General features: G+C 62.8%; 19 protein-coding genes and 2 tRNA genes. 8 read left to right on the forward strand and 13 right to left on the reverse strand.

The features are described from left to right. Positions 1 to 3: 3 nt before the first annotated feature. On the reverse strand, positions 4 to 1,425 hold the full coding sequence (leuC, locus tag I7X09_RS02185) for a 3-isopropylmalate dehydratase large subunit (RefSeq protein ID WP_124566326.1): 1,422 nt from the start codon (positions 1,423 to 1,425) through the stop codon (positions 4 to 6). Positions 1,426 to 1,625: 200 nt separating this feature from the next. Here leuC and I7X09_RS02190 point away from each other — a divergent pair, with 200 nt between their 5' ends. From I7X09_RS02190 to I7X09_RS02200, 3 genes are all read left to right on the forward strand, one after another. Further along, the gene (locus I7X09_RS02190) at positions 1,626 to 2,327 is read left to right on the forward strand and encodes an IclR family transcriptional regulator (RefSeq protein ID WP_007729342.1); all 702 of its coding nucleotides are present in this window, start codon (positions 1,626 to 1,628) and stop codon (positions 2,325 to 2,327) included. Between the two features lie 55 nt (positions 2,328 to 2,382). Continuing rightward, positions 2,383 to 2,880, forward strand: a complete 498-nt coding sequence (locus tag I7X09_RS02195) for a pyridoxamine 5'-phosphate oxidase family protein (RefSeq protein WP_095969210.1) — start codon at positions 2,383 to 2,385, stop codon at positions 2,878 to 2,880. Between the two features lie 90 nt (positions 2,881 to 2,970). Next, positions 2,971 to 3,168 carry a DUF5302 domain-containing protein gene (locus I7X09_RS02200; RefSeq protein WP_095969209.1) on the forward strand — a complete coding sequence of 66 codons (198 nt, stop codon included), beginning with the start codon at positions 2,971 to 2,973 and terminating at the stop codon, positions 3,166 to 3,168. 138 nt (positions 3,169 to 3,306) lie between these two features. Here I7X09_RS02200 and I7X09_RS02205 read toward each other — a convergent pair. From I7X09_RS02205 to I7X09_RS02250, 10 genes are all read right to left on the reverse strand, one after another. Continuing rightward, positions 3,307 to 3,379 (reverse strand) — tRNA-Glu (locus tag I7X09_RS02205). Between the two features lie 94 nt (positions 3,380 to 3,473). Next, a tRNA-Gln gene (locus tag I7X09_RS02210) sits at positions 3,474 to 3,545 on the reverse strand. Positions 3,546 to 3,701: 156 nt separating this feature from the next. Continuing rightward, positions 3,702 to 5,177 carry a glutamate--tRNA ligase gene (gene gltX, locus I7X09_RS02215; protein WP_200315367.1) on the reverse strand — a complete coding sequence of 492 codons (1,476 nt, stop codon included), beginning with the start codon at positions 5,175 to 5,177 and terminating at the stop codon, positions 3,702 to 3,704. 73 nt (positions 5,178 to 5,250) lie between these two features. Continuing rightward, complete coding sequence (locus tag I7X09_RS02220) at positions 5,251 to 6,411, reverse strand: alkane 1-monooxygenase (RefSeq protein ID WP_200315369.1); 1,161 nt, start codon at positions 6,409 to 6,411, stop codon at positions 5,251 to 5,253. Positions 6,412 to 6,801: 390 nt separating this feature from the next. Continuing rightward, positions 6,802 to 7,575 carry a fumarylacetoacetate hydrolase family protein gene (locus I7X09_RS02225; protein WP_095969206.1) on the reverse strand — a complete coding sequence of 258 codons (774 nt, stop codon included), beginning with the start codon at positions 7,573 to 7,575 and terminating at the stop codon, positions 6,802 to 6,804. 84 nt (positions 7,576 to 7,659) lie between these two features. Next, positions 7,660 to 8,673 (reverse strand): 3-isopropylmalate dehydrogenase, encoded by a 1,014-nt coding sequence (locus I7X09_RS02230; RefSeq protein WP_095969205.1) that lies wholly within the window; start codon positions 8,671 to 8,673, stop codon positions 7,660 to 7,662. 74 nt (positions 8,674 to 8,747) lie between these two features. Next, positions 8,748 to 10,340: a phosphoglycerate dehydrogenase gene (gene serA / locus I7X09_RS02235; RefSeq protein WP_124566328.1), complete on the reverse strand. Its 1,593-nt coding sequence runs from the start codon at positions 10,338 to 10,340 to the stop codon at positions 8,748 to 8,750. A gap of 250 nt (positions 10,341 to 10,590) precedes the next feature. Further along, positions 10,591 to 11,592: a ketol-acid reductoisomerase gene (gene ilvC, locus I7X09_RS02240; protein WP_172436500.1), complete on the reverse strand. Its 1,002-nt coding sequence runs from the start codon at positions 11,590 to 11,592 to the stop codon at positions 10,591 to 10,593. A 53-nt stretch (positions 11,593 to 11,645) separates the two neighbouring features. After that, positions 11,646 to 12,149 (reverse strand): acetolactate synthase small subunit, encoded by a 504-nt coding sequence (ilvN, locus tag I7X09_RS02245; RefSeq protein WP_003944718.1) that lies wholly within the window; start codon positions 12,147 to 12,149, stop codon positions 11,646 to 11,648. Continuing rightward, positions 12,146 to 14,086: an acetolactate synthase large subunit gene (locus tag I7X09_RS02250; RefSeq protein ID WP_030535411.1), complete on the reverse strand. Its 1,941-nt coding sequence runs from the start codon at positions 14,084 to 14,086 to the stop codon at positions 12,146 to 12,148. The genes ilvN and I7X09_RS02250 overlap by 4 nt, the downstream gene beginning before the upstream one ends. 266 nt (positions 14,087 to 14,352) lie before the next feature. On the opposite strand from I7X09_RS02250, the gene I7X09_RS02255 reads away from it, so the two are divergent. The 3 genes from I7X09_RS02255 (at position 14,353) to I7X09_RS02265 (ending at position 18,955) form a co-directional block, all read left to right on the forward strand. Further along, positions 14,353 to 14,883, forward strand: coding sequence for a PH domain-containing protein (locus I7X09_RS02255; RefSeq protein ID WP_095969204.1), 531 nt, complete (start codon positions 14,353 to 14,355; stop codon positions 14,881 to 14,883). A gap of 72 nt (positions 14,884 to 14,955) precedes the next feature. Then, positions 14,956 to 16,797 carry a dihydroxy-acid dehydratase gene (gene ilvD, locus I7X09_RS02260; protein ID WP_095969203.1) on the forward strand — a complete coding sequence of 614 codons (1,842 nt, stop codon included), beginning with the start codon at positions 14,956 to 14,958 and terminating at the stop codon, positions 16,795 to 16,797. 622 nt (positions 16,798 to 17,419) lie between these two features. Continuing rightward, on the forward strand, positions 17,420 to 18,955 hold the full coding sequence (locus tag I7X09_RS02265; RefSeq protein WP_058038609.1) for an amino acid permease: 1,536 nt from the start codon (positions 17,420 to 17,422) through the stop codon (positions 18,953 to 18,955). Between the two features lie 68 nt (positions 18,956 to 19,023). On the opposite strand, the gene I7X09_RS02270 is transcribed toward I7X09_RS02265, so the two are convergent. Next, positions 19,024 to 19,851: a DoxX family protein gene (locus tag I7X09_RS02270; protein WP_095969202.1), complete on the reverse strand. Its 828-nt coding sequence runs from the start codon at positions 19,849 to 19,851 to the stop codon at positions 19,024 to 19,026. A 90-nt stretch (positions 19,852 to 19,941) separates the two neighbouring features. Between I7X09_RS02270 and I7X09_RS02275 the strand changes: the two genes are divergently transcribed. Together I7X09_RS02275 and I7X09_RS02280 are read left to right on the forward strand one after the other, a co-directional pair. Further along, positions 19,942 to 21,072: a PQQ-dependent sugar dehydrogenase gene (locus I7X09_RS02275; RefSeq protein WP_095969201.1), complete on the forward strand. Its 1,131-nt coding sequence runs from the start codon at positions 19,942 to 19,944 to the stop codon at positions 21,070 to 21,072. 139 nt (positions 21,073 to 21,211) lie between these two features. After that, complete coding sequence (locus I7X09_RS02280; RefSeq protein ID WP_200315371.1) at positions 21,212 to 22,258, forward strand: NAD(P)-dependent alcohol dehydrogenase; 1,047 nt, start codon at positions 21,212 to 21,214, stop codon at positions 22,256 to 22,258. A gap of 100 nt (positions 22,259 to 22,358) precedes the next feature. On the opposite strand, the gene gatB is transcribed toward I7X09_RS02280, so the two are convergent. Continuing rightward, positions 22,359 to 23,870: an Asp-tRNA(Asn)/Glu-tRNA(Gln) amidotransferase subunit GatB gene (gatB, locus tag I7X09_RS02285; RefSeq protein ID WP_095969199.1), complete on the reverse strand. Its 1,512-nt coding sequence runs from the start codon at positions 23,868 to 23,870 to the stop codon at positions 22,359 to 22,361. Positions 23,871 to 23,888 lie beyond the last annotated feature (18 nt).

The following is a 23,888-nucleotide window of genomic DNA, read 5'->3' on the forward strand; positions in this document are numbered from 1 at the left end:
GGGTCAGACCAGATCGGCCGGTGCCGAGAGCGTTCCGCGGACCGCCGTGGCCGCCGCGACGAGCGGGGAAACCAGATGGGTCCGACCGCCTTTACCCTGTCGGCCTTCGAAATTCCGGTTGGACGTCGATGCCGAGCGCTCGCCGGGAGCAAGCTGGTCAGGGTTCATTCCCAAGCACATCGAACAACCGGCCTGACGCCATTCCGCCCCTGCCGCTGTGAAGATCTCACCGAGACCTTCACTTTCGGCTTGAGCACGCACCCGCATCGAACCGGGAACGATGAGCATCCGAACGCCCTCTGCCACATGGCGACCTTCGAGCACCTCGGCTACTGCGCGCAGATCTTCGATCCGTCCGTTGGTGCACGAACCGACGAACACGGTGTCGACAGCAACATCCCGAAGCGGCATGCCGGCGTCGAGACCCATGTAGGTGAGCGCCTTCTCAGCTGCCTGACGCTCGCTCTCGTCGACGATGAGTTCGGGATCGGGCACACGGTCACCGAGTGGCGCACCCTGTCCCGGATTGGTTCCCCAGGTGACGAAAGGCGTCAATGCGCTTGCGTCGATGTGGACCTCGTTGTCGAATTCCGCACCCTCGTCGGTCTTGAGCAGCTCCCACGCGGCGACGGCTTCGTCCCACTCTGCGCCCGACGGTGCATGCGGACGGCCCTTGATGAACTCGTATGTGGTCTCGTCCGGTGCGATCATGCCCGCACGGGCTCCGGCCTCGATCGACATGTTGCAGATGGTCATACGAGCTTCCATCGACAGTTTGCGAATGGCCTCACCGCGGTACTCCAGGACGTAGCCCTGGCCGCCGCCGGTGCCGATCTTGGCGATGACGGCGAGGATCAAGTCCTTACTCGTGACACCGGGAGGCAGCTCGCCGTCGACCGTGATCGCCATGGTCTTGAAGGGGCGCAACGACAATGTCTGCGTCGCCATCACGTGCTCGACCTCGCTCGTGCCGATTCCCATTGCGAGCGCACCGAATGCGCCGTGCGTCGACGTATGACTGTCACCGCACACCACGGTGGTTCCGGGCTGAGTCAGGCCGAGCTGCGGTCCGACCACATGCACGATGCCCTGATCGAGATCGCCCATGCGGTGCAAGCGAACTCCGAACTCCTCACAATTTCGGCGCAAGGTGTCGACCTGAGTCTTGGACACGGGATCGGCAATGGGCTTGTCGATGTCGATCGTCGGGACGTTGTGGTCCTCGGTGGCGATCGTCAGGTCAGGGCGGCGCAACTGGCGACCCGCCAAGCGAAGTCCGTCGAATGCCTGCGGGCTCGTCACTTCGTGAACGAGGTGGAGATCGATGTAGATGAGGTCGGGATCCTGCCCCTCCCCTTTCACGACAACGTGGTCGTCCCACACCTTCTCGGCGAGAGTGCGTGCTTTCTGTGCCATGTCTTCCACCTCTGTACGTAGCCTCGCGTCGGCGGACTACGGGCTGGCCCGCCGCGCGTGAAGTAAGTCCCCAGCCTCCGCAGCAGATTCAGACTGTCCCTTTCGGAACTTGCGCCACCTCCGAGGAAATGCGCTAGCTCATCCTGAAATGCGCTAGCCCACCAGGAAATGCGCTATCATCCCACTATGCGAGAAACTGGTATCGACCTATGAGACAGCATAGCGGCATCGGCGTCCTGGACAAAGCAATGGGCGTGCTTCATGCAGTAGCTGAGGAACCGTGCAGCCTCACCGAACTCTGTGCACGAACCGGTTTGCCGCGCGCGACCGCCCACAGACTCGCCGTCGGTCTCGAAGTCCATCGACTCCTCACTCGCGATTCGGACGGTCAGTGGTGCCCAGGGCCCGGGCTCGCCGAACTCGCTGCCACCGCTAATGATCCACTCATTGCAGCGGCCGGACTCATCCTCCCCCGCCTTCGCGAAATCACCGGCGAAAGCGTCCAGCTGTACCGCCGGGAAGGCACCCAACGCATCTGCGTCGCGTCGATGGAACCGCCGACCGGCCTGCGTGACACGGTGCTCGTCGGAGCCCGACTGCCGATGAATGCCGGTTCCGGCGCCAAGGTCCTTCTCGCATGGGCAGATCCACAAACCCAACGGACCGTCCTCGCTGATGCGTCGTTCGGCGAACGAGTGCTCCTCGAGGTTCGCCGGCGCGGCTGGGCTCAGAGCGCGGCCGAACGTGAGCCCGGTGTCGCCAGCGTCGCGGCTCCCGTCCGAGACTCGGCAGGCGCTGTCATTGCCGCGATTTCGGTCTCCGGCCCCATCGATCGGATGGGTCGACGACCGGGAGCCCGCTGGGCGGCCGACCTTCTCGCAGCCGCCGAAGCGCTCCACAAGCGTCTGTAATTCGTGACACAGTAAGGTCTTCAGATCCTCGAGCACGTAGGAGTACGACGCGACCATGGCAGGAAAACAGCGTAGTCAGATCACGATGACCGAGGCCGAAATTTCGAGCTTCGTCGAAAAGAGCCGTACGGCAACGATGGCGACGTTGAGCGCCGACGGAATGCCTCACCTGATCGCGATGTGGTTCGCAATAGTCGACGGCGAAATCTGGTTCGAGACCAAAGCCAAGTCGCAGAAGGCGGTCAATCTTCGCCGGGACTCCCGTATGTCCGTCCTGATCGAAGACGGTCTGACGTACGACACACTCCGAGGCGTATCGATGGAGGGCACCGGAATGATCGTCGAGGATCCCGAAGCCCTCTTCGCCGTGGGAATCAGCGTCTGGGAGCGATACACCGGCCCGTACACCGAGGATCTCCGCCCGGCCGTAGACGCAATGCTCCACAAACGCGTCGCGGTGCGGTTCGTTCCCGATCGAACTCGTTCGTGGGATCACCGCAAGCTCGGGATGCCCGCGATCCCGCTTTCCGGTTCTACTGCACCACCGTCGTAGAGCCCGAGATTCGTGAAGCGAAAATTCACGAGCTTTCGAATTCGGGCCGGCGTAGTTTCACCAACAGGCCCAACAACAAGGAGTGAGCATATGAGCGATCTCGACAGCAATACCCCGTCCGAATCCGAATCCCAATCGGAGGAGACCAAACGAAAGTTCCGTGAGGCCCTCGAACGGAAGAATCATCAGAACGCCAAATCGACTGACCATCGCGACGGACAGTCCAAGGTCCACAACACGCATGGCCCGGCCGATCACAAGCGAGAGTTCCGCCGTAAGAGCGGATAGCCGATCGAGGACAACAGAGTGAGATGACGATCACCCCCAGTCGAATTCGACTGGGGGTGATCGTTTTTCGCATGGCAGGCAAAATTTTCACACAAACGAAAAGACCCTCCGATCAATGATCGGAGGGTCTTTCCTTTGTAGCCCCGACGGGATTCGAACCCGCGCTACCGCCTTGAGAGGGCGGCGTCCTAGGCCGCTAGACGACGGGGCCAGGACACGCTTTTAAACGTGGTATCAGTCTTGCTCTTGGATGCTCAGCAAGCTTAGCTTGTCTGAGTCCGGCCACAAAATCGACCGGATTTCCGCTGGGGTACCAGGACTCGAACCTAGAATGGCGGTACCAGAAACCGCTGTGTTGCCAATTACACCATACCCCAAGGTCTTGCTCACCAGCCTTGCCCGATCCGCTTCGCTGTTGTGCTCGGCGGCTCGTCTCCGGCCGAAAAGAAGATTACCAGTACCCCTGCCCCAAATACCAAATCGTATGGTCACAGGAGGTTTTTGCTTCATTTTCGGCCGGAGGACCGTCCGATCTAGGCGGTTACGGCTGCCCTACCCGCGCGCAACCGAGCAAGCGAGACCTCACGACCGAGCAATTCCATCGACTCGTACAGCGGAGGGCTGATGTGAGAGCCCGTGATCGCGACCCGAACCGGAGCGAAGGCCTTACGCGGTTTGAGCTCCAGATCCTCGATGAGGGCCTTCTTGAGTGCTTCCTCGATACTGGCCGCCGTCCACTCCGAAGTGGCATCGAGCGCCGCAAGAGACGCGTCCAGAACCGGACCGGCATCTTCCTTCAGGTTCTTTGCCGCCGCGGCCGGATCGAGAGCAAACGACCCCTCGTCGACGAACAGGAATTTCAGCAGATCCCACGCGTCGGACAGGACGACGATGCGCGTCTGCACGAGGTCCGCCGCAACAGTGAACGTCGCTTCGTCGACGTCGGCGCCGATATGGCCGTGTTCCACCAGGAACGACTTCAGGCGGCCCGCGAAGTCGGCCGGCTCGAGCAGGCGAATGTGCTCGGCATTGATCGCGTCGGCCTTCTTCTGGTCGAAGCGCGCGGGGTTGGAGTTGACCTTGGAGACGTCGAAGGCCGCAACCATCTCGTCGAGTGAGAAGACGTCGTGATCGTCAGCGATGCTCCACCCGAGCAGAGCCAGGTAGTTCAGCAATCCCTCGGGGATGAAGCCGCGATCGCGGTGGATGAAGAGGTTGGACTCGGGATCGCGCTTGGACAGCTTCTTGTTGCCCTGACCCATCACGAAAGGCAAGTGCCCGAACGACGGTGTGAAATCGGCAACACGAATGCGGATCAATGCCTCGTACAACGCGAGCTGACGCGGAGTCGAGGACAACAGATCTTCGCCGCGCAGTACATGGGTGATCTTCATCAACGCGTCGTCGACCGGGTTGACCAACGTGTACAGCGGAATACCGTTACCGCGAGTCAGCGCGAAGTCCGGAACGGTGCCGGCCTTGAACGTGGTCTCGCCGCGCACCAAGTCGTTCCAGGTCAGATCGTGATCGGGCATGCGGAGTCGGACGACGGGCTTGCGTCCCTCGGCGACGTACGCAGCGCGCTGCTCGTCGCTCAGGTCGCGATCGAAGTTGTCGTATCCGAGCTTCGGGTCGCGGCCGGCAGCCTTGTGCCGCGCTTCGACTTCCTCGTTGGTCGAGAAGGACTCGTATGCCTCACCCGCGGCCAGCAACTTGGCCACGACGTCGAGATGCAGGTCACGACGCTCGGACTGGCGATACGGCGCGTGCGGTCCACCGACCTCCGGGCCCTCGTCCCAGTTGAGCCCCAACCAGCGGAGGGCGTCGAGGATGGCCTGGTAGGACTCTTCACTGTCGCGCTGCGCATCGGTGTCTTCGATACGGAACACGAATGTGCCGCCGTGGTGTCGTGCGAACGCCCAGTTGAACAAGGCTGTGCGCACCAAACCTACGTGCGGGGTTCCGGTGGGTGACGGGCAGAAACGGACGCGTACTTCGCTGTTGGTCATGGCTCACTTGGCTCGGCGATGATGGATGGTCGTACTACAGGTTAGTCCGGTAGCGCTTCCTCCACGCCCCCGATCACCTACCCGGTAGGACGTTGATTCGCGTCATGTCACCGTCGTAGTAGGCAAGTAGGCGCTTGTCCATCACCTTTCGCCACAGCGGCGGCACCCAGGCGCACACGATCATGACCGCGTAACCCGCTGGAAGTTGCGGAGCTTCGGCCGCACTTCGCAGGCTCTGGTACCGCAGACGCGGATTCGCGTGATGGTCGCTGTGACGCTGAAGTTGATAGAGGAAAAGGTTGCTGACGACGTGGTCGCTGTTCCAACTGTCCTCAGGAGAGCAGCGAACGTACGAGCCGTCAGGCCTCTTGGCGCGAAGCAATCCGTAATGCTCGAGATAGTTCGCGGTCTCGAGGAATGTGAAACCGGCAATAGCCTGAACGGCCAACCACGGCGCGATTTCCCACCCGAACACTGCGATCAAACTGCCGAACAACACGACACTCATCGCCCACGCGTTCAGGATGTTGTTACGGTAACTCCAGGTCCGCCTCCCTTGACGCTTCAGACGAGCGCTTTCGATCCGCCATCCCGAGCGCAGGCCGCCGATGACACTGCGAGGCAAGAAGAACCAGAAATTCTCCTTGTATCGCGAACTGGCAGGATCCTCCGGCGTCGCAACACGGACGTGGTGACCATGGTTGTGCTCGACGTAGAAATGGCCGTAGAAGGACTGCGCCAGCGCTACTTTCGCGAGCCACTTCTCGAGCTTTTCGCTCTTGTGCCCCAATTCATGTGCCGCGTTGATCCCCACACCGGCAACCACGCCGGCGGTCATCGCGAGCGCGAACTTCTCCCCCGCCGCCATCGGCGCGTTCACCCAGCACCAGGCGACGAACACGAGACCGACGTATTGGAGGGGCAGGAACAGATACGTGCACCAGCGGTAGAAACGATCCTCCTGCAGATGCGGAATCGCTTCGTCCGGCGGGCTGTTCCCGTCTTCGCCGGCCAGGAGATCGATGAGGGGAATGACGATCACGATGAGCCAGGCCCCGATGGCCCAGAAGAGCCCAAGGCTGAATTTGTCGACCAGGAACCACGCAGCGAACGGACTGAGAGGAACCAGCAAACCCAACGGCCACAGGTAGCGCTTCTTGTCTCGCCACACCGGCCGCTGCCCGATTCGTGCTTCCCCTGTCGCTGACCGGGAGGCTTCCGCGAAGGTCGTCATGTATCACCACGTTTCTGCGCAATCCACTCGATTGCCCCATCGGCTTCTATCCAGTTATCGGTCACCCTACTGCTCAGCGTTACATTTCAGGGAATTTGGTCTGTTACGGGCCGTGGCAGCAAACCGAGGGGCGAACCCTCCCAACCTGATCAATTCAGACATAACGCCAGGAGGATCAGTGGCGAAGCTTCGCCTGGCTCACAAAACTCGCAGGTCAGTCCCAGCGCCTGATCACCTCGATCCGAAAGGTAATCCCCATCAATCCCCCGGCGATAGTTACTATCTTGCAACTTTTCTTCGACAGACACCTCTCGACTCACACCACGACGGAGGCCCCATCCAGTTGGGATGGGGCCTCCGTAGTCACATGACTGAAAGAACCGGGTCAGATCACTTCTTGGCGGTCACCGGGTTGGTGAGCGTGCCGATCCCCGAGACCGTGACCGACACCGAATCACCGTCGACGATCGGGCCCACTCCGGCGGGGGTGCCGGTGAGGATGACGTCGCCGGGCAGGAGTGTCATCACCGCCGAGATCCACTCGATGATCTTCGGAATGTCGTGAAGTAGGAATGCGGTGCTGCTGTCCTGCTTGACCTGACCGTTCACCTCGGTCTTGATGTCGACGTCGGACGCATCCAGGCTGGTCTCGATCCACGGACCGAGTGGGCAGAAGGTGTCGTGCCCCTTCGCGCGCGTCCACTGCCCGTCGTGACGCTGATGATCTCGTGCCGACACGTCGTTGGCGATCGTGTAGCCGAGAACCACGCTCAACGCCTTTGCCGCCGGAACGTCCTTGCACGGTTGACCGATGACTACCGCGAGTTCACCCTCGAAGTGCACCTCGTTGGAGGTGGGAGGCAAGACGATCGGGGCACCCGGGCCGACGATGGACGTATTGGGCTTGAGGAAGATCACGGGATCCGCAGGGGCTTCGCCGCCCATCTCCGCGATGTGATCTGCATAATTCTTGCCGATGCAGATCACCTTGCTGGCGAGAATCGGAGCCAGCAGACGAACATCGGCGAGCGGCCAACTTCGGCCGGTAAATGTGGGGTTCCCGAACGGGTGCTCCGCAATTTCCTTGGCGACGAGGGCATCCTCTTCACCTTCGATACTGACGAACGCAACACCATCGGGACTGGCAATTCGACCAAGACGCATGCCGGCCAGTCTATCGGGGTGTCGGAAACGACTGACGCGCGCAAGCCGAAAGGCTTACGCGCGTCAGTCTCGTGAAAGAAATCCTTACAGCGCTGCGGTGATCCGGTCGCCGATCTCCGTCGTGGAGATGGGGCCTTCGCCGCGGGTAGCCAGGTCAGCAGCGACCACAGCCTCCACCCGAGCGGCGTCGTCCTCGCGCCCGAGATGGCGAAGAAGCAGTGCGGCCGAGAGGATCGCGGCGGTGGGATCTGCGATTCCCTTGCCGGCGATGTCCGGGGCACTACCGTGAACGGGCTCGAACATCGAGGGGTTGGCCCCCGACGCGTCGATGTTTCCGCTTGCGGCCAAACCGATTCCACCGGTCACCGCGCCGGCGAGGTCGGTGATGATGTCACCGAAGAGGTTGTCCGTGACTATGACGTCGAAGCGCGACGGGTCGGTGACCATGTAGATGGTGGCAGCATCGATGTGGCAGTACGCGGTTTCGACGTCCGGGTACTCGGCTCCGACGGTTTCGATCGCACGTGTCCAGATCGCGCCCGCGTTGGAAAGCACGTTGGTCTTGTGGATCAGTGTGAGGTGCTTGGAACGTGTCTGCGCCAGCGCAAATGCATAACGAACAACACGCTCGGCTCCGAACCACGTGTTGATCGACACCTCGGTCGCGATCTCGTGATCGGTGCCGACGCGGATGGCGCCACCGTTACCGGTGTACGGGCCTTCGGTGCCTTCACGAACCACGACGAAGTCGATCTCAGGCTGGGCCGCCAACGGCGACAGCGCACCCGGATACAGCTGAGCGGGGCGAAGATTCACGTGATGATCGAGCTGGAAACGCATGTTCAGCAGCAGACCACGCTCGAGGATGCCAGGCGCGACGATCCGCGGGTCACCGATGGCGCCCAACAGGATTGCGTCGTGTTGACGGATCTGGTCCAGCTCGTCCGCCGGGAGCAATTCGCCGGTGGCGTTGTAGCGACGGGCACCGAGATCGTATTCGGTGGTTTCCAGATCCGGAACCAACTTGCCGAGCACCTTGAGTGCTTCGGCTGTGACCTCGACACCGATTCCGTCGCCCGGAATGACCGCAAGCTTCATGGAGTCCTCATCTCAGTAGAACTGTGCGCCTTTATTAACCGCGGGCGGTTAATAAAGGCGCACAGCAAAAACAATCAGGAAAGGTCGACCTGGGCGACGCGAGCGTCGAGCTGCGAGACGATTGCCTCGACCTCGGTGTCACCGACGACGCGGTCGACACGCAGGATGACCGTTGCGCCTTCGCCTTCGGCGTCCTGGCTCAGTGCTGCAGCCAGGATGTCGACGCCGGCGTTACCGAGAACGGTACCGAGCACACCGAGAACGCCCGGGCGATCGCTGTAGTGGACGACGATGTTGTGACCCTCGGCGCGCAGGTCGAAGCTGCGTCCGTTGATGTTGACGATCTTCTCGACCTGCTGCAGGCCGGTGAGTGCGCCCGTGACCGACGTGACCGTGCCGTCAGCCGCAACTGCACGAACCTCGACCGCGCTGCGATGAGCCAGTGCCTCGGAGTGCTTCTCGACCGACACGGTCACGCCACGCTGCTCGGCAAGTGCCGGAGCGTTGACGAACGTGACAGCCTCGTCGCTGCTGGCGGAGAACACGCCGCGCAGTGCAGCCAGGCCGAGGATGTCGACGGTTTCGGCCGACAGCTCGCCGGTGGCGACAACCTGCACGGTCTGGACAGCTTCAGGCGACAGCGTTGCAGCGAGGAGACCGAGCTTGCGGACCAGCTCGAGCCACGGAGCAACTTCTTCGCCGACGGGTCCGCCGGAGACGTTGACAGCCTCGGGAACGAATTCGCCTGCCAGAGCGAGGAGAACGCTCTTGGCCACGTCGATGCCTGCGCGGTCCTGAGCCTCCGACGTCGATGCGCCGAGGTGCGGGGTGACAACGACGTTGTCCAGCTCGAAGAGCTTGGAATCGGTGCACGGCTCGGTGCTGAACACGTCGAGGCCGGCGCCGCGAACCTTGCCGGAGACCAGTGCGTCGTAAAGCGCATCTTCGTCGATCAGACCACCGCGGGCGGCGTTGACGATGATGACGCCGTCCTTGGCCTTGGCCAGGCGCTCGGCGTTGATCAGGCCGGCCGTTTCCTTGGTCTTGGGCAGGTGCACGGAGATGAAGTCGGCGCGCTCGACGAGCTCGTCGATGGTGACCAGTTCGATGCCGAGCTGCGCTGCGCGCGCTGCGGGCAGGTAGGGGTCGTACGCGATGATGGTGGTCTCGAACGCGGCGAGACGCTGCGCGAAGAGCTGGCCGATACGGCCGAGTCCGACGACACCGACGGTCTTACCGAGGATCTCGACACCGTTGAACTTGCTTCGCTTCCAGGTGTTCTCACGCAGGGTCTTGTCTGCTGCGGGAATCTGGCGAGCGGTCGACATGAGGAGCGCGACAGCGTGCTCGGCAGCGGAGTGAATGTTGGAGGTCGGTGCGTTGACGACCATCACGCCGCGCTCGGTGGCTGCGGGGATCTCGACGTTGTCCAGGCCGACACCGGCGCGGCCGATGATCTTCAGCTTGGTGCCGGCGGCCAGAACCTCGGCGTCGACGGTGGTGGCGGAACGAACGAGAATCGCGTCGGCCTCGGGTACCGCGGCGAGCAGCGCCGGGCGGTCAGGTCCGTCGACCCAACGCACCTCCACACCGTCACCGAGCGCCTCGACTGTGGACGGCGCGAGCTTGTCGGCGATCAGAACAACGGGACGGCCAGGCTGGCTCACGTGCAAACTCCCTGATTAGGTGGGTGTGAAGGTGGTTTAACCACCGATAGTTTAGTGCGCGCTGACTTCGAATCCACAACGCGGTAGGCAATACCACATAGTGGACACTTTCGCGGGCAAATTCTCGATGGAATATGAATCCGGGCTCAACCGGCCCGGAAAACGACTCCGGCCCAATGCCGCGCTGGTTCAACGTAATTGAACCGGCGCGACATCAGGCCAGTGGAGACGTGGAGCGTGAAACGACGAATTACGCGGTTTCGGTGATCGGACGATCGACCCAGCTCATCAGGTCGCGCAGCTTCTTGCCGGTGACCTCGATGGGGTGCTCGGCGTTGGCCTTGCGCAGGCCCTCGAGTTCGGTGTTGCCGTTCTCGACGTTGGCAACCAGACGACGGGTGAACTCGCCGGACTGGATGTCGGCCAGGATCGCCTTCATGCGCTCCTTGGTGTCGGCGTCGATGACGCGCGGGCCGGAGAGGTATCCACCGAACTCAGCGGTGTCGGACACCGAGTAGTTCATGCGGGCGATGCCACCCTCGTACATGAGGTCGACGATGAGCTTGAGCTCGTGCAGAACCTCGAAGTACGCCATCTCGGGTGCGTAGCCGGCCTCGACCATGACCTCGAAACCGGTCTTGACCAGTTCCTCGGTGCCGCCGCACAGCACAGCCTGCTCGCCGAAGAGGTCCGTCTCGGTCTCTTCCTTGAACGTGGTCTTGATGACGCCTGCGCGGGTTCCGCCGATGCCCTTGGCGTAGGACAGAGCGAGAGCCTGGCCTTCACCCTTGGGATCCTGGTCGATGGCGATGAGCGCGGGAACGCCCTTGCCGTCGACGAACTGACGACGCACCAGGTGGCCGGGTCCCTTGGGGGCGACCATACCGACGGTGACGAACTCCGGAGCCTTGATCAGGTCGAAGTGAATGTTCAGGCCGTGACCGAAGAACAGCGCGTCGCCGTCCTTGAGGTTCGGCTCGATGTCGTTTGTGAAAATGCTCGCCTGAGCGGTGTCAGGTGCGAGCACCATGATGACGTCGGCCCACTCGGAAACCTCGGCCGGCGTACCGACCGTCAGTCCCTGCTCCTGTGCCTTTTCGCGGGACTTGGAGCCCTCCTTGAGGCCGATGCGCACATCGACGCCCGAGTCGCGCAGGCTCAGCGAATGGGCGTGGCCCTGGCTTCCGTAGCCGATCACAGCAACCTTGCGGCCCTGAATGATCGACAGATCGGCATCGTCGTCGTAGAACATCTCGACTGCCACAGTTCTCAACCTCTCCTTGGATTTTTACGTGTCTAAAAGTACTAGCGGGTGGCCGTGATCGACTTCGGCCCTCGACCGACTGCCACGACCCCGGACTGAACGATCTCCCGGATACCGTACGGATCAAGCATCCGCAGCAGGGCATCCAGCTTGGACCGAGTACCGGTCGCCTCGATGGTGACGGACTCCGGGGAGACGTCGATCACCTTGGCGCGGAACAGGTTCACCGTTTCGATGACCTGCGTGCGCACGCTTGCATCTGCGCGCACCTTGATGAGCACGAGCTCGCGAGCGACGGATGCTTCACCGTCCTGCTCGACGATCTTGATGACGTTGATCAGCTTGTTGAGCTGCTTCGTCACCTGCTCGAGAGGGAACTCGTCGACCGTGACGACGATGGTCATTCGTGAGATCTCGGGGATCTCGGTTCCGCCCACCGCGAGGGATTCGATGTTGAATCCGCGGCGGGAGAAAAGTGCGGAGACGCGAGCCAGCACGCCTGGCTTGTCCTCGACGAGAACACTGAGGGTGTGACTGGTGCTCACTTCTGATCCTCCCCTGTGCCCGCGGCGGGTCCGGCTTGCTCGCGTGACATGGCTTCGTGGATGACGGCGGGCTCGGCAACTGCCTCGTCGTCGTCGAACAGCGGCCGGATGCCCCGGGCCGCCATGATTTCGTCGTTGCTCGTTCCGGCAGCGACCATCGGCCACACCTGTGCGTCGGCGGTGACGATGAAGTCGATCACAACAGGCTTGTCGTTGATGGACTGCGCCTCACGGATCGCAGCTTCGACATCTTCTTCACGCTCGACACGAATTCCGTGGCAGCCCAATGCTTCTGCGAGCTTCACGAAGTCGGGGATGCGGATGGCGCCGTGCGTTCCGAGGTTGGTGTTGGAGTAGCGCTCTTCGTAGAAGAGTGTCTGCCACTGACGCACCATGCCGAGGTTGCCGTTGTTGATGAGGGCAACCTTGATCGGGATACCTTCGAGTGCGCACGTTGCGAGTTCCTGATTGGTCATCTGGAAGCAGCCGTCGCCGTCGATCGCCCACACCTCGGTGTCGGGCATGCCCATCTTGGCGCCCATGGCTGCGGGAACCGCGTACCCCATGGTGCCCAGTCCGCCCGAGTTGAGCCACGTGCGCGGCTTCTCGTAACCGACGAACTGCGCGGCCCACATCTGGTGCTGACCGACGCCGGCGCAGTAGATGGCATCCGGTCCGGCGAGCTTGCCGACGGTCTGGATGACGTACTCCGGGCTCAGCTGACCGTCGGTGGGGCGGTCGTAGCTCAGCGGGTACGTACGACGGATGTCGTTCAGGTACGCCCACCACTCGGTGAGGTCGAACGTGGTGCCCGTGGCCATGTCGGCACGGATCGCCTCGATGAGTTCGGTGATGACCTCTTTGCAGTCGCCCACGATCGGGACGTCGGCGTAACGGTTCTTGCCGATCTCGGCCGGGTCGATGTCGGCATGGATGACCTTGGCGTCGGGCGCGAAGGAATTCAGCTGACCGGTGACGCGGTCGTCGAAACGCGCACCGAGGGTGATCAGTAGATCGCTACGCTGCAGAGCGGCGACCGCGGCGACGGTGCCGTGCATTCCGGGCATACCGCAGTTGAGGTCGTGACTGTCCGGGAACGCGCCGCGGGCCATCAGCGTGGTGACGACGGGGATACCCGTCAGCTCGGCCAATTCGAGCAGCTCCGGCGAGGAGTCGGACTTGATGACGCCGCCACCGACGTACAGAACCGGCGACTTGGCGTCGGCGATCAGACGCGCAGCTTCGCGAACCTGCTTGCCGTGCGGCTTGGTGACCGGGCGGTAGCCCGGCAGACGCATCTCCGGCGGCCACGAGAACGTGGTCTGCGACTGCAGGATGTCCTTGGGGATATCGACCAGGACGGCGCCGGGGCGACCACTGGCCGCGAGGTAGAAGGCCTCGGCCATGATGCGCGGGATGTCGATCGCGTCGGTGATCAGGAAGTTGTGCTTGGTGACCGGCATCGTGATGCCTGAGATGTCGGCTTCCTGGAAGCCGTCGGTACCGATCAGCGAGCGCGCCACCTGTCCGGTGATCGCGACGATCGGAACGGAGTCCATCTGCGCGTCGGCCAGTGGCGTGACCAGGTTGGTCGCACCGGGACCCGAGGTAGCCATGCACACGCCGACCTTGCCGGTCGCCTGGGCGTAGCCGGTGGCAGCGTGGCCTGCACCCTGCTCGTGGCGCACGAGCACGTGGCGGACCTTGACCGAATCGAAGAGTGGGTCGTAGACCGGGAGCACGGCACCGCCGGGAATGCCGAATACCGTGTCGACCTCGAGCTCTTCGAGGGCGCGAACCACAGACTGGGCGCCGGTTACCCGCTCAGGCGGGAGCTGGCGACGGTTGGCCGTCTGGGTTGCGGCAGCCGCGGTTGTCGGGCTCGGTGTCCCTGACTTGCGCGGCGTGGGTTGAGGCCGTGCTGTTGGTGCGCTCACTGGGAAATCCTCTGATTCTGGCTCCGGGCAACAAAAAACCCCCGTCAGCATCTGCTGAGCGAGGGTGGCGCGTCGTTATCTGGTGAGTTGAAAAATCGACTCAGGCGACGACGCGCCGGCCGATTACGAGCAACTCATTCTGTTTCACGCACTCGACAGTAGAGGCGCTAGTCGCGAACGGCAAACTTGGTGAGTCGACCGTCCCAGAATCTGAGATACATCGGCTGCAATGCGAAGATGTAGAGGTGTCAACTTCGCAGCAGCCCGTGCCACCGGCTCAATCATCCCACACGCCGAAACCACTTCGGCACGTCATCCGCATTTCGCAGCTCGCTTACATGGCGTGCGCATTCCTTCTGTTCGCGGTCAGCTTCCCGATCTTCGGGTGGCCCGTCGCCTTCAGCTGGTTGCTGATCCTTCCGATCATCGCCGTCTATCTCGTCGCGCGACTGCGCACCACCGTCAGCCCCGACGGCCTCGAGGTCCGCTCGACATTCTCCAAGCGCACCCTCGCCTGGGACGACGTCAAGGGTTTCCGCTTCCCGAAGCGCAGCTGGGCGCGCGCGGAACTCACCGACGGAACCGAGGTGACCCTGCCTGCGGTCAGCTTCGTCAGACTTCCCGAGATCGCGATCGCCAGCGGCGGCCGCATCACCGATCCCTACGCATCGGCGGCAGAAGCCTTCGCCGCCAAGGAAGCCGAAGAAGAAGCAGCGGCAGAATCGGAAGCAGAATCCGGGGTCGAGTCCGACAACGCCGACAACGGTTCGGTCCAGCCCGAAGAGAAGCGCCAGTAGCACGCGAGTAGCGTTGAAAGGCCCTCGCTTCTCTTTGAGTGGACCAGCAACGATCACATAAGGAACACGCCCATGCCCCCGTTGAGGTCACGCACCACCACCATCGGACGTAATGCTGCCGGAGCCCGATCCCTGTGGCGCGCCACAGGAATGACGGATTCCGACTTCGGTAAGCCGATCGTTGCCGTAGCGAACTCGTACACCCAGTTCGTACCCGGCCACGTGCATCTCAAGAACGTGGGCGAGATCGTTGCCGAGGCCATCAGCGCGGCCGGCGGCGTCGCTCGTGAGTTCCACACCATCGCAGTCGACGACGGCATCGCAATGGGCCACGGCGGAATGCTCTACTCGCTCCCGAGCCGCGAGATCATCGCCGACTCGGTCGAGTACATGGCAAACGCCCACACGGCCGACGCACTGGTGTGTATCTCGAACTGCGACAAGATCACTCCCGGCATGCTCAACGCCGCGATGCGTCTGAACATCCCGACTGTCTTCGTCTCCGGTGGTCCGATGGAGGCCGGTAAGGCAGTGGTCGTCGGCGGCGTGGCCCAAGCCCCCACCGACCTCATCACCGCGATCTCCGCCTCTGCCAACGATGCAGTGTCCGACGAAGGCCTCGACGAGGTCGAGCGCAGCGCGTGCCCGACGTGCGGCTCGTGCTCGGGCATGTTCACCGCCAACTCCATGAACTGCCTGACCGAAGCCCTGGGCCTCGCATTGCCGGGCAACGGCTCCACGCTGGCAACTCACAAGGCTCGTCACGCACTCTTCTCTCGTGCGGGCACCACCGTGGTCGAGGCTGCACTCAAGTACTACCGCGACGGCGACGAGTCGGTGCTGCCGCGCAACATCGCGACCCCGGCAGCGTTCCGCAACGCAATGGCTCTCGACGTCGCCATGGGCGGTTCCACCAACACCGTCCTGCACACGCTGGCTGCGGCACAGGAGGGCGAGGTCGACTTCGACCTCGACACCATCGACGCGATCAGCCGCAAGGTGCCGTGCCTGTCCAAGGTCTCCCCCAACTCGGATTACCACATGGAGGACGTCCACCGTGCCGGCGGAATCCCCGCGCTGCTCGGTGAGCTTCGCCGCGGCGGACTCCTCGAAACCGATGTGTCCACCGTCCATACCAAGAGCTTCGACCAGTGGCTCGACGACTGGGACATCCGCTCCGGCAAGGCAACCGACGAGGCGATCGAACTTTTCCACGCGGCTCCCGGTGGCGTGCGCACCATCGAACCGTTCTCCACGGACAACCGTTGGTCCGCCCTCGACACCGATGCGGCCGGCGGCTGCATCCGCGACGTCGAGAACGCCTACACCGTGGAAGGTGGCCTGGTTGTCCTGCGCGGCAACATCGCACTCGACGGCGCAATCCTCAAGACGGCCGGCATCGACGAGGAACTGTTCACCTTCCAGGGCCCGGCGCTCGTCGTCGAATCCCAAGAAGAAGCCGTCTCGGTCATCTTGCAGAAGAAGATCAAGGCCGGCGACGTTCTCGTCGTGCGTTACGAAGGCCCCAAGGGCGGCCCCGGCATGCAGGAAATGCTGCACCCCACTGCCTTCCTCAAGGGCGCAGGCCTCGGTAAGGAATGCGCACTGATCACCGACGGTCGTTTCTCGGGCGGAACTTCCGGACTGTCCATCGGCCACATCTCCCCCGAGGCTGCCGCAGGCGGAGTCATCGGACTCGTCCAGAACGGCGATCAGGTTCGCATCGACGTCGCCTCGCGCACGCTCGAGATCCTTGTCGACGACGACGTCCTCGCCGAGCGACGTGCCAAGATGGACGCCTCCGAGCGCCCGTGGCAGCCGGTCGATCGTCAGCGCACCGTGACGACAGCACTGCGCGCCTACGCCGCTCTGGCAACGTCCGCCGACAAGGGCGCGGTTCGCTACGTTCCGTAAGTTCTGCCACGAATCGAAAAAGATCCCCGGCCGTTTTTCGGCCGGGGATCTCTTCTTTCAGCGCGCGGCTCGAGATGCGCGTAGCCGATGTGACAGCCGCACAAGGTTTTCGGGCAGTCGGACGTGCGGCAACCAACTCAGCTCCACGAGATGCTCGCCAACGGGCGACTGCAGAGGATCGACAGAGTCGGGGTCCCCATCCCGCCTGTCGCCCCGATACGGGTGAACAGTTTGCAGAAGCCGCACCGCACTTCCAAAACGGGATGGGTTGATGCAACTCGTCGACAGCAAGACCGACCGACAGGTACCGAATAACCGGGCGACACGCGGAGCACCAACGGAACGATATGAGCTATCAGACATTTCAGACCGAATCGCGCGTCCGGCTCGTGAGCGAATTCACTTGGACGTAGGGTTCCAGACACCAGCTGATCAATTCAGATACATGAGGGGGGATGACTTTCAGTCAGGTGATCATTTCGGTCAGTTCGAGTGAGCTGACTTGCACACAGCGCTCACCAGTGGTTCCCTCATCAGGTCGCTGAGACGCACATCACAACGACGACAGTCAGCCACCGCCCGTCACCCACAAGGTCGACGGGAAACAACCAAGGAGCAATACATGCCCGGAGTCGGCATATGGCGCACCAAATCCGTCGAGCAATCGATCGCGGACACCGACGAGCCTGAGACAAAGCTCAAGAAGGAACTGACCGCGAAGGATCTCACGGTATTCGGAGTCGCCGTCGTCATCGGCGCAGGCATCTTCACGCTGACTGCTCGAACCGCAGGCAATGTCGCAGGACCCTCGATTTCACTGGCATTCGTTCTCGCTGCGATCGCCTGTGGCCTTGCCGCGCTGTGTTACGCGGAGTTCGCCTCCACCGTTCCCGTCGCAGGCAGCGCATACACGTTCTCCTACGCGACGTTCGGTGAGTTCGCCGCCTGGATCATCGGCTGGGACCTCATCCTCGAGTTCGCTCTCGCCTCCGCAGTCGTCGGCAAGGGTTGGTCGCTCTACCTCGGCAATGTCATCGGGGCCAGCGGCAGCACCACCGCCCACATCGGTTCGATCAGCTTCGACTGGGGCGCGCTGCTCATCATCGGCGCGATCACTCTGATCCTCGCGATCGGCACCAAGGTTTCCTCGCGAGTCTCCGCAATCATCACCGCGATCAAGATCGCAGTAGTTCTGCTCGTCATCGTCGTGGGCGCCTTCTACATCAAGAAGGAGAACTACTCCCCCTTCATCCCGCCGTCCGAAGGAACCGAGAGCTCTGCAAGCGGAATCCATCAGACCTTGTTCTCCTGGCTGACCGGTGCAGGCGGAAGTAGCTACGGCGCTTACGGATTGCTCGCAGCAGCCAGCCTCGTGTTCTTTGCCTTCATCGGCTTCGACGTCGTCGCCACCACGGCCGAGGAAACCAAGAATCCGCAGAAGTCGTTGCCGCGCGGAATCTTCGGCTCGCTCGCCATCGTCACCGTTCTCTACGTTGCCGTCACACTCGTCCTCACCGGCATGGTCAAGTACACCGAACTCAAGGACGGCAGTCCTCTCGTCGGCGATTCCAGCGCCACCCTCGCAACCGCATTCGAGGCCAACGGAATCGGTTGGGCACAAACCGCCATCAACTTCGGTGGCCTGGCCGGCCTCACAACAGTTGTCATGGTCATGATGCTCGGCCAGACCCGCGTCCTCTTCGCGATGTCCCGTGACGGCCTCATGCCGCGCAGCCTGGCCAAGACCAACGCCAAGGGCATCCCGATGCGCATCACGTTGATCGTCGGTGGCATCGTCGCCGTCCTGGCAGCCTTCTTCCCGATGGGCACACTCGAAGAGATGGTCAACATCGGAACGCTGTTCGCTTTCGTCCTGGTTTGTGTCGGCGTCATCGTCCTGCGCCGCACCCGCCCCGACCTGCCGCGCGGATTCCGCGTCCCACTGGTGCCGTTCGTTCCGATCGTCGCCGTGCTCGCCTGCGGTTGGCTGATGCTCAACCTCTCGGTCGAGACCTGGATCCGGTTCCTCGTCTGGATGGCCATCGGTGTTGTCGTCTACTTCGCCTACGGTCACCGCAAGTCGGTCCTCGGTCGCAAGCTCAAGGACGGAACAGCCATCCCGTCCGCGAACGCCGACCCGGTACTCGTCAAGGACTGATCCTTCACAAACGAACCGCCGCTCTCCGATTCGGAGAGCGGCGGTTCGTTTGTTCGACGACGCGAGTTTCAGATGAGCGGATTGGCACCGTTCAGAAAGATCCAGGTGCAGACGCCGGCAGCGATACCGAGGATCAAGACCACGAGCGATCCGACAAACGGGCGGGTTGCCCAGCCACGACGACCGTCGAGCGCAATACGACCCGGGCCCGTCAAAATGATGACGCCCGCACAGATTCCGAGCAGCATCTCGTATTCGGTGCCGTCAGGGGCAAAGTACTCGAGGCCGGGGGCACTGGCCTGACGCAGCGCCCACGCGTTGATCATCACCGCAAGAACCGACGCCGCCGCAACGGGAGTCAGCAACCCGAGGATGAGGAGCGCACCACCGGCGACCTCACCGACGGCACCGAGTATCGCCATCCATTTTGCCTGCTGGAACCCGGCGTCGGCCAGCATCGTCTCGAACCCGCCGAGACCCGGCCCGTTCCAGATACCGGTCAACTTCTGCAGACCGTGCACCAGCGCGGTTCCGCCGACGGCCAACCGCAGTGCAAGCAGGCCGAGATCGAGAGTGCCTCGGCCCCGCGGAGTCTCGGTGGTACCTGCCACCGCTTCGGCGGTGGGGACGGCAGCGATCGGAGCGTCGTACGCCGTCTCGCGCTCGAGAGCTACTGTCGGCTGATCCGCACCCGGTGCTCGGTACGTCGGTATCTGCTCGGTCAGGGAATTGGCGTTCGTGGAACCGAAATCGAGATCGTCGTCGGTTCGCGGCAACGGATTCTTGGCGCTCACCGTCGGAAATTGTTCGGTGGGCGAATCATACGGACTGGACACATTGCCCGTCGGCTTGTCCGCATCCGACAACTCGCTGGGATCTTTTCGCTCGTCAGTCACGTAGGTGAGCCTATGACCGATTCACGAACTCGACGGGGAACCTTGGTCCGGCGTGGCGGCATCTGCCGTGCGTTACGTAACGTCTTGGGCATGACTACGGGTAGGCATGCAGCGCTGGGCGCACTGGCTCTGATGCTCGGGACATCGTTGCTCGCAGGTTGCGCCGACTTCGACGAATCGACTGCCTCGCCGTTCACACCCGAACCGACCAACCAGGCCAGCGCCGAAGTACAGCCGGAGAACCCGCCGCCGTCGACCACGCCGCCGGCGCCGCGGACCGGCCCTCTCGGGCCGTGTCAGGACGCCGACACCGCCGTGATCGCAACCTGTCTCGACACCACCGGTGGGCTCGTCACACTCCCGGATGGGAATTCCGGACTGGTCGCCGAACGGCGGACCGGCCGGATCATGCAGGTAGCGCCCAACACGACACCGGTCGAGGTTGCCAAAATCGACGTCGACGGCAGCGGCGACGGCGGACTGCTCGATATCGCCCTCTCCCCCACATTTGTCGAAGACAACCTGATCTACGCCTACGTCACCACCGGAACCGACAACCGGGTGGTCCGTATTGCTCCCGGTGACACCGCCAAGGAGGTCCTCGGCGGAATTCCGCGCGGCGCGAGTGGCAACGGTGGATCACTGGAATTCGCGGCACCCGATCAGCTCATGGTCCTGACTGGCGATACCGGCAACCCTGCCGTTGCTCAGGATCCCGGCTCGTTGGCGGGGAAGCTGTTGCGAGTCCGATCGTTGACGCCCAACGCTGCGCCGCCTCGCCCGGAAGTTGTGCTGTCCGGAATCGGAAACGGCGGCGGCGTATGTGTCGATCCAGGCATCGCGACGTGGGTCACCGACCGAACCACTCTCGAAGATCGCCTCCAACGCGTCGGCGCCGACGGCACGGTGACATCCCCCGCGTGGACGTGGCCCGACCGACCCGGAGTCGGCGGGTGCATCGCAGCGCAGGGAGTGGTAGCTGTCGCGCTGGGGGCCGGCAAAGCGATCTCGGCGCTGGCCGCCGATCCGGGAACAGGAGCAGTCACGACCGCACCGTCGGCAGTGGCGAAAGACACGTACGGCCAACTGGGCGGTTTGGCGCTCGGATCCGACGGTTTGATGTGGGCGAGCACGATCAACAAGACCGCGGGCGAGCCGGGACCGAACGACGACAAGGTGGTCAAGATCCCGATGCCGAGTGGCAGCGGCGGGATCGACTGAGCCGCGATCGCCGAGCGCCATGTCTGTTCGGTCACGGATCCCGTGACCGAACATGCACAGATGCGTACTCTTTTGTTAGCGGGGCTAAACACCACGCATTTGCCAGGACCGGTTGGCCAACCACGACAAAGGAGTCGGTATGAAGGCAATCCAGTACACGAGAATCGGCGCAGAACCCGAACTCACGGAGATTCCCAAACCCGAGCCCGGTCCAGGTGAAGTGCTCCTGGAAGTGACCGCTGCCGGCGTCTGCCATTCGGACGACTTCATCATGAGCCTGCCGGAAGAGCAGTACACCTACGGCCTTCCGCTAACGCTCGGTCACGAAGGCGCGGGCAAGGTCGCGGCCGTCGGCGACGGTGTCGAAGGACTCGACATCGGAACCAACGTCGTCGTCTACGGGCCTTGGGGTTGCGGCAACTGTTGGCACTGCTCGCAGGGACTGGAAAACTACTGTTCTCGCGCACAAGAACTCGGCATCAATCCTCCCGGACTCGGCGCCCCTGGCGCGTTGGCCGAGTTCATGATCGTCGATTCACCTCGTCATCTCGTCCCGATCGGCGACCTCGACCCGATCAAGACAGTGCCACTGACCGACGCCGGCCTGACGCCGTATCACGCGATCAAGCGTTCACTGCCGAAACTTCGCGGAGGCTCGTACGCAGTTGTCATCGGAACCGGTGGGCTCGGCCACGTCGCCATCCAACTCCTCCGTCACCTCTCGGCAGCAACTGTCATCGCACTCGACGTGAGCGCGGACAAGCTCGAACTGGCAACCAAGGTAGGCGCTCACGAAGTGGTTCTGTCCGACAAGGACGCGGCGGAGAACGTCCGCAAGGTCACCGGAAGTCAGGGCGCCGCACTGGTTCTCGACTTCGTGGGCTATCAGCCCACCATCGACACCGCGATGGCCGTCGCCGGTGTCGGATCCGACGTCACCATCGTCGGGATCGGTGACGGTCAGGCCCACGCCAAGGTCGGGTTCTTCCAGAGTCCTTACGAGGCTTCGGTGACAGTTCCGTACTGGGGTGCCCGCAACGAGCTGATCGAATTGATCGACCTGGCGCACGCCGGCATCTTCGACATCGCGGTGGAGACCTTCAGCCTCGACAACGGAGCCGAAGCGTATCGACGACTGGCCGCCGGAACGCTCAGCGGCCGCGCGGTTGTGGTTCCTGGTATGTAGATCGACGGTGGTGGAACGACCGCGGTAAGAACCACAGCGGAAAAACACTGATGCCCGGCCGAATTCGTTTCGGCCGGGCATCAGCGTTCGCTACCGAGGACTAGCTGCACGCCTCGATGACAAGTTCCTTCACACGAGCCGCGTCTGCCTGCCCACGTGTGGCCTTCATGACGTCGCCGACGATCTTTCCGGCGGCCTGGACCTTGCCACTGCGGATCTTGTCGGCGATGTCGGGGTTGGCTGCGAGTGCTTCGTCGACGGCCGCCTTGAGCTTGGTTTCGTCACGTTCGACGACCAATTCCGGGTGGGCCGCGACAACCTGCTCCGGATCGCCCTCACCGTCGAGGACGTGATCGACGACCTGGCGAGCGACCTTGTTGTTGAGCTTTCCGCTGTCGATGAGAGCTACGACCTGCGCAACCTGCGCCGGGGTGATCGGCAGAGCACCGAGTTCGACGCCGCGGGTGTTTGCCTGCTGCGAGAGGTAAGACAGCCACCACGAGCGCGCTGCCTCGGGCGAAGCACCGGCCTCGGTGGTCGCGATCACCAGATCGATGGCACCGGCATTGACGAGGTCTCGCATGACCTCGTCGGAAATTCCCCAGTCCTTCTGGATCCGCGCGCGGCGAATCCAGGGAAGCTCCGGCAAGGTGCCGCGCAGTTCTTCGACCCACTCGGCGCTCGGAGCGACTGGCTCGAGATCCGGTTCCGGGAAGTAGCGGTAGTCCTCGGCCGTTTCCTTGCGGCGTCCGGCAGCGGTGGTGCCGTCGGCCTCCTGGAAGTGGCGGGTCTCCTGGATGACCTCACCACCGGCGTCGAGAACTGCTGCCTGACGGCGCATTTCGTAGCGAACTGCGACCTCGACGCTCTTGAGGGAGTTGACGTTCTTGGTCTCGGTACGCGTTCCGAGTTCCTTGGCGCCGATCGGCATCAGCGAGATGTTGGCGTCGCAGCGCATAGATCCCTGATCCATGCGCACGTCGGAGACGTCGAGTGATTTGAGCAGATCACGAAGCGCCGTCACGTACGCACGAGCAACCTCGGGAGCGCGCTCACCGGCACCGTGGATGGTCTTGGTGACGATCTCGACCAGCGGCACACCCGCACGGTTGTAGTCGAGCAGTGAGTGGCTCGCACCGTGGATACGGCCGGTAGCGCCACCGACGTGGAGGGACTTACCGGTGTCCTCCTCCATGTGCGCACGTTCGATCTCCACGCGCCACGTCGTGCCGTCGTCGAGGATCACGTCGAGGTAGCCCTCGGTGGCGATCGGCTCGTCGTACTGGGAGATCTGGTAGTTCTTCGGCTGATCCGGGTAGAAGTAGTTCTTGCGCGCGAATCGGCCCCACGGCGTGATGGAGCAGTTGAGCGCAAGGCCGATCCGGATCGCGGACTCGACAGCGGCTGCGTTCACCACCGGCAACGAACCGGGCATGCCCAGACAGACCGGGCACACCTGGGTATTGGGTTCGGCACCGAACTCGGTGGGGCACGGGCAGAACATCTTGGTCGCGGTGCCGAGTTCTACGTGCACCTCCATACCCATCACAGGCTCGTACTTGGTCAGTACTTCGTCGTAATCGAGGATGTCGGGCGCATCGACAGCAGTCATGGTGATCAGTTTATGCGT

The organism is Rhodococcus sp. P-2, from assembly GCF_016598535.1.
GTDB lineage: Bacteria > Actinomycetota > Actinomycetes > Mycobacteriales > Mycobacteriaceae > Rhodococcus_F > Rhodococcus_F baikonurensis.

Bases quoted from the DNA above. Each gene is read 5' to 3' on its own strand.
- gltX (WP_200315367.1), bottom strand. From the start codon at position 5,177: ATGACCAACAGCGAAGTACGCGTCCGTTTCTGCCCGTCACCCACCGGA.
- I7X09_RS02230 (WP_095969205.1), bottom strand. From the start codon at position 8,673: ATGAAGCTTGCGGTCATTCCGGGCGACGGAATCGGTGTCGAGGTCACA.
- I7X09_RS02280 (WP_200315371.1), top strand. From the start codon at position 21,212: ATGAAGGCAATCCAGTACACGAGAATCGGCGCAGAACCCGAACTCACG.
- I7X09_RS02275 (WP_095969201.1), top strand. From the start codon at position 19,942: ATGACTACGGGTAGGCATGCAGCGCTGGGCGCACTGGCTCTGATGCTC.
- I7X09_RS02225 (WP_095969206.1), bottom strand. From the start codon at position 7,575: ATGCGTCTTGGTCGAATTGCCAGTCCCGATGGTGTTGCGTTCGTCAGT.
- I7X09_RS02220 (WP_200315369.1), bottom strand. From the start codon at position 6,411: ATGACGACCTTCGCGGAAGCCTCCCGGTCAGCGACAGGGGAAGCACGA.
- I7X09_RS02200 (WP_095969209.1), top strand. From the start codon at position 2,971: ATGAGCGATCTCGACAGCAATACCCCGTCCGAATCCGAATCCCAATCG.
- gatB (WP_095969199.1), bottom strand. From the start codon at position 23,870: ATGACTGCTGTCGATGCGCCCGACATCCTCGATTACGACGAAGTACTG.
- ilvC (WP_172436500.1), bottom strand. From the start codon at position 11,592: ATGTTCTACGACGACGATGCCGATCTGTCGATCATTCAGGGCCGCAAG.
- ilvD (WP_095969203.1), top strand. From the start codon at position 14,956: ATGCCCCCGTTGAGGTCACGCACCACCACCATCGGACGTAATGCTGCC.
- I7X09_RS02265 (WP_058038609.1), top strand. From the start codon at position 17,420: ATGCCCGGAGTCGGCATATGGCGCACCAAATCCGTCGAGCAATCGATC.
- I7X09_RS02190 (WP_007729342.1), top strand. From the start codon at position 1,626: ATGAGACAGCATAGCGGCATCGGCGTCCTGGACAAAGCAATGGGCGTG.
- I7X09_RS02195 (WP_095969210.1), top strand. From the start codon at position 2,383: ATGGCAGGAAAACAGCGTAGTCAGATCACGATGACCGAGGCCGAAATT.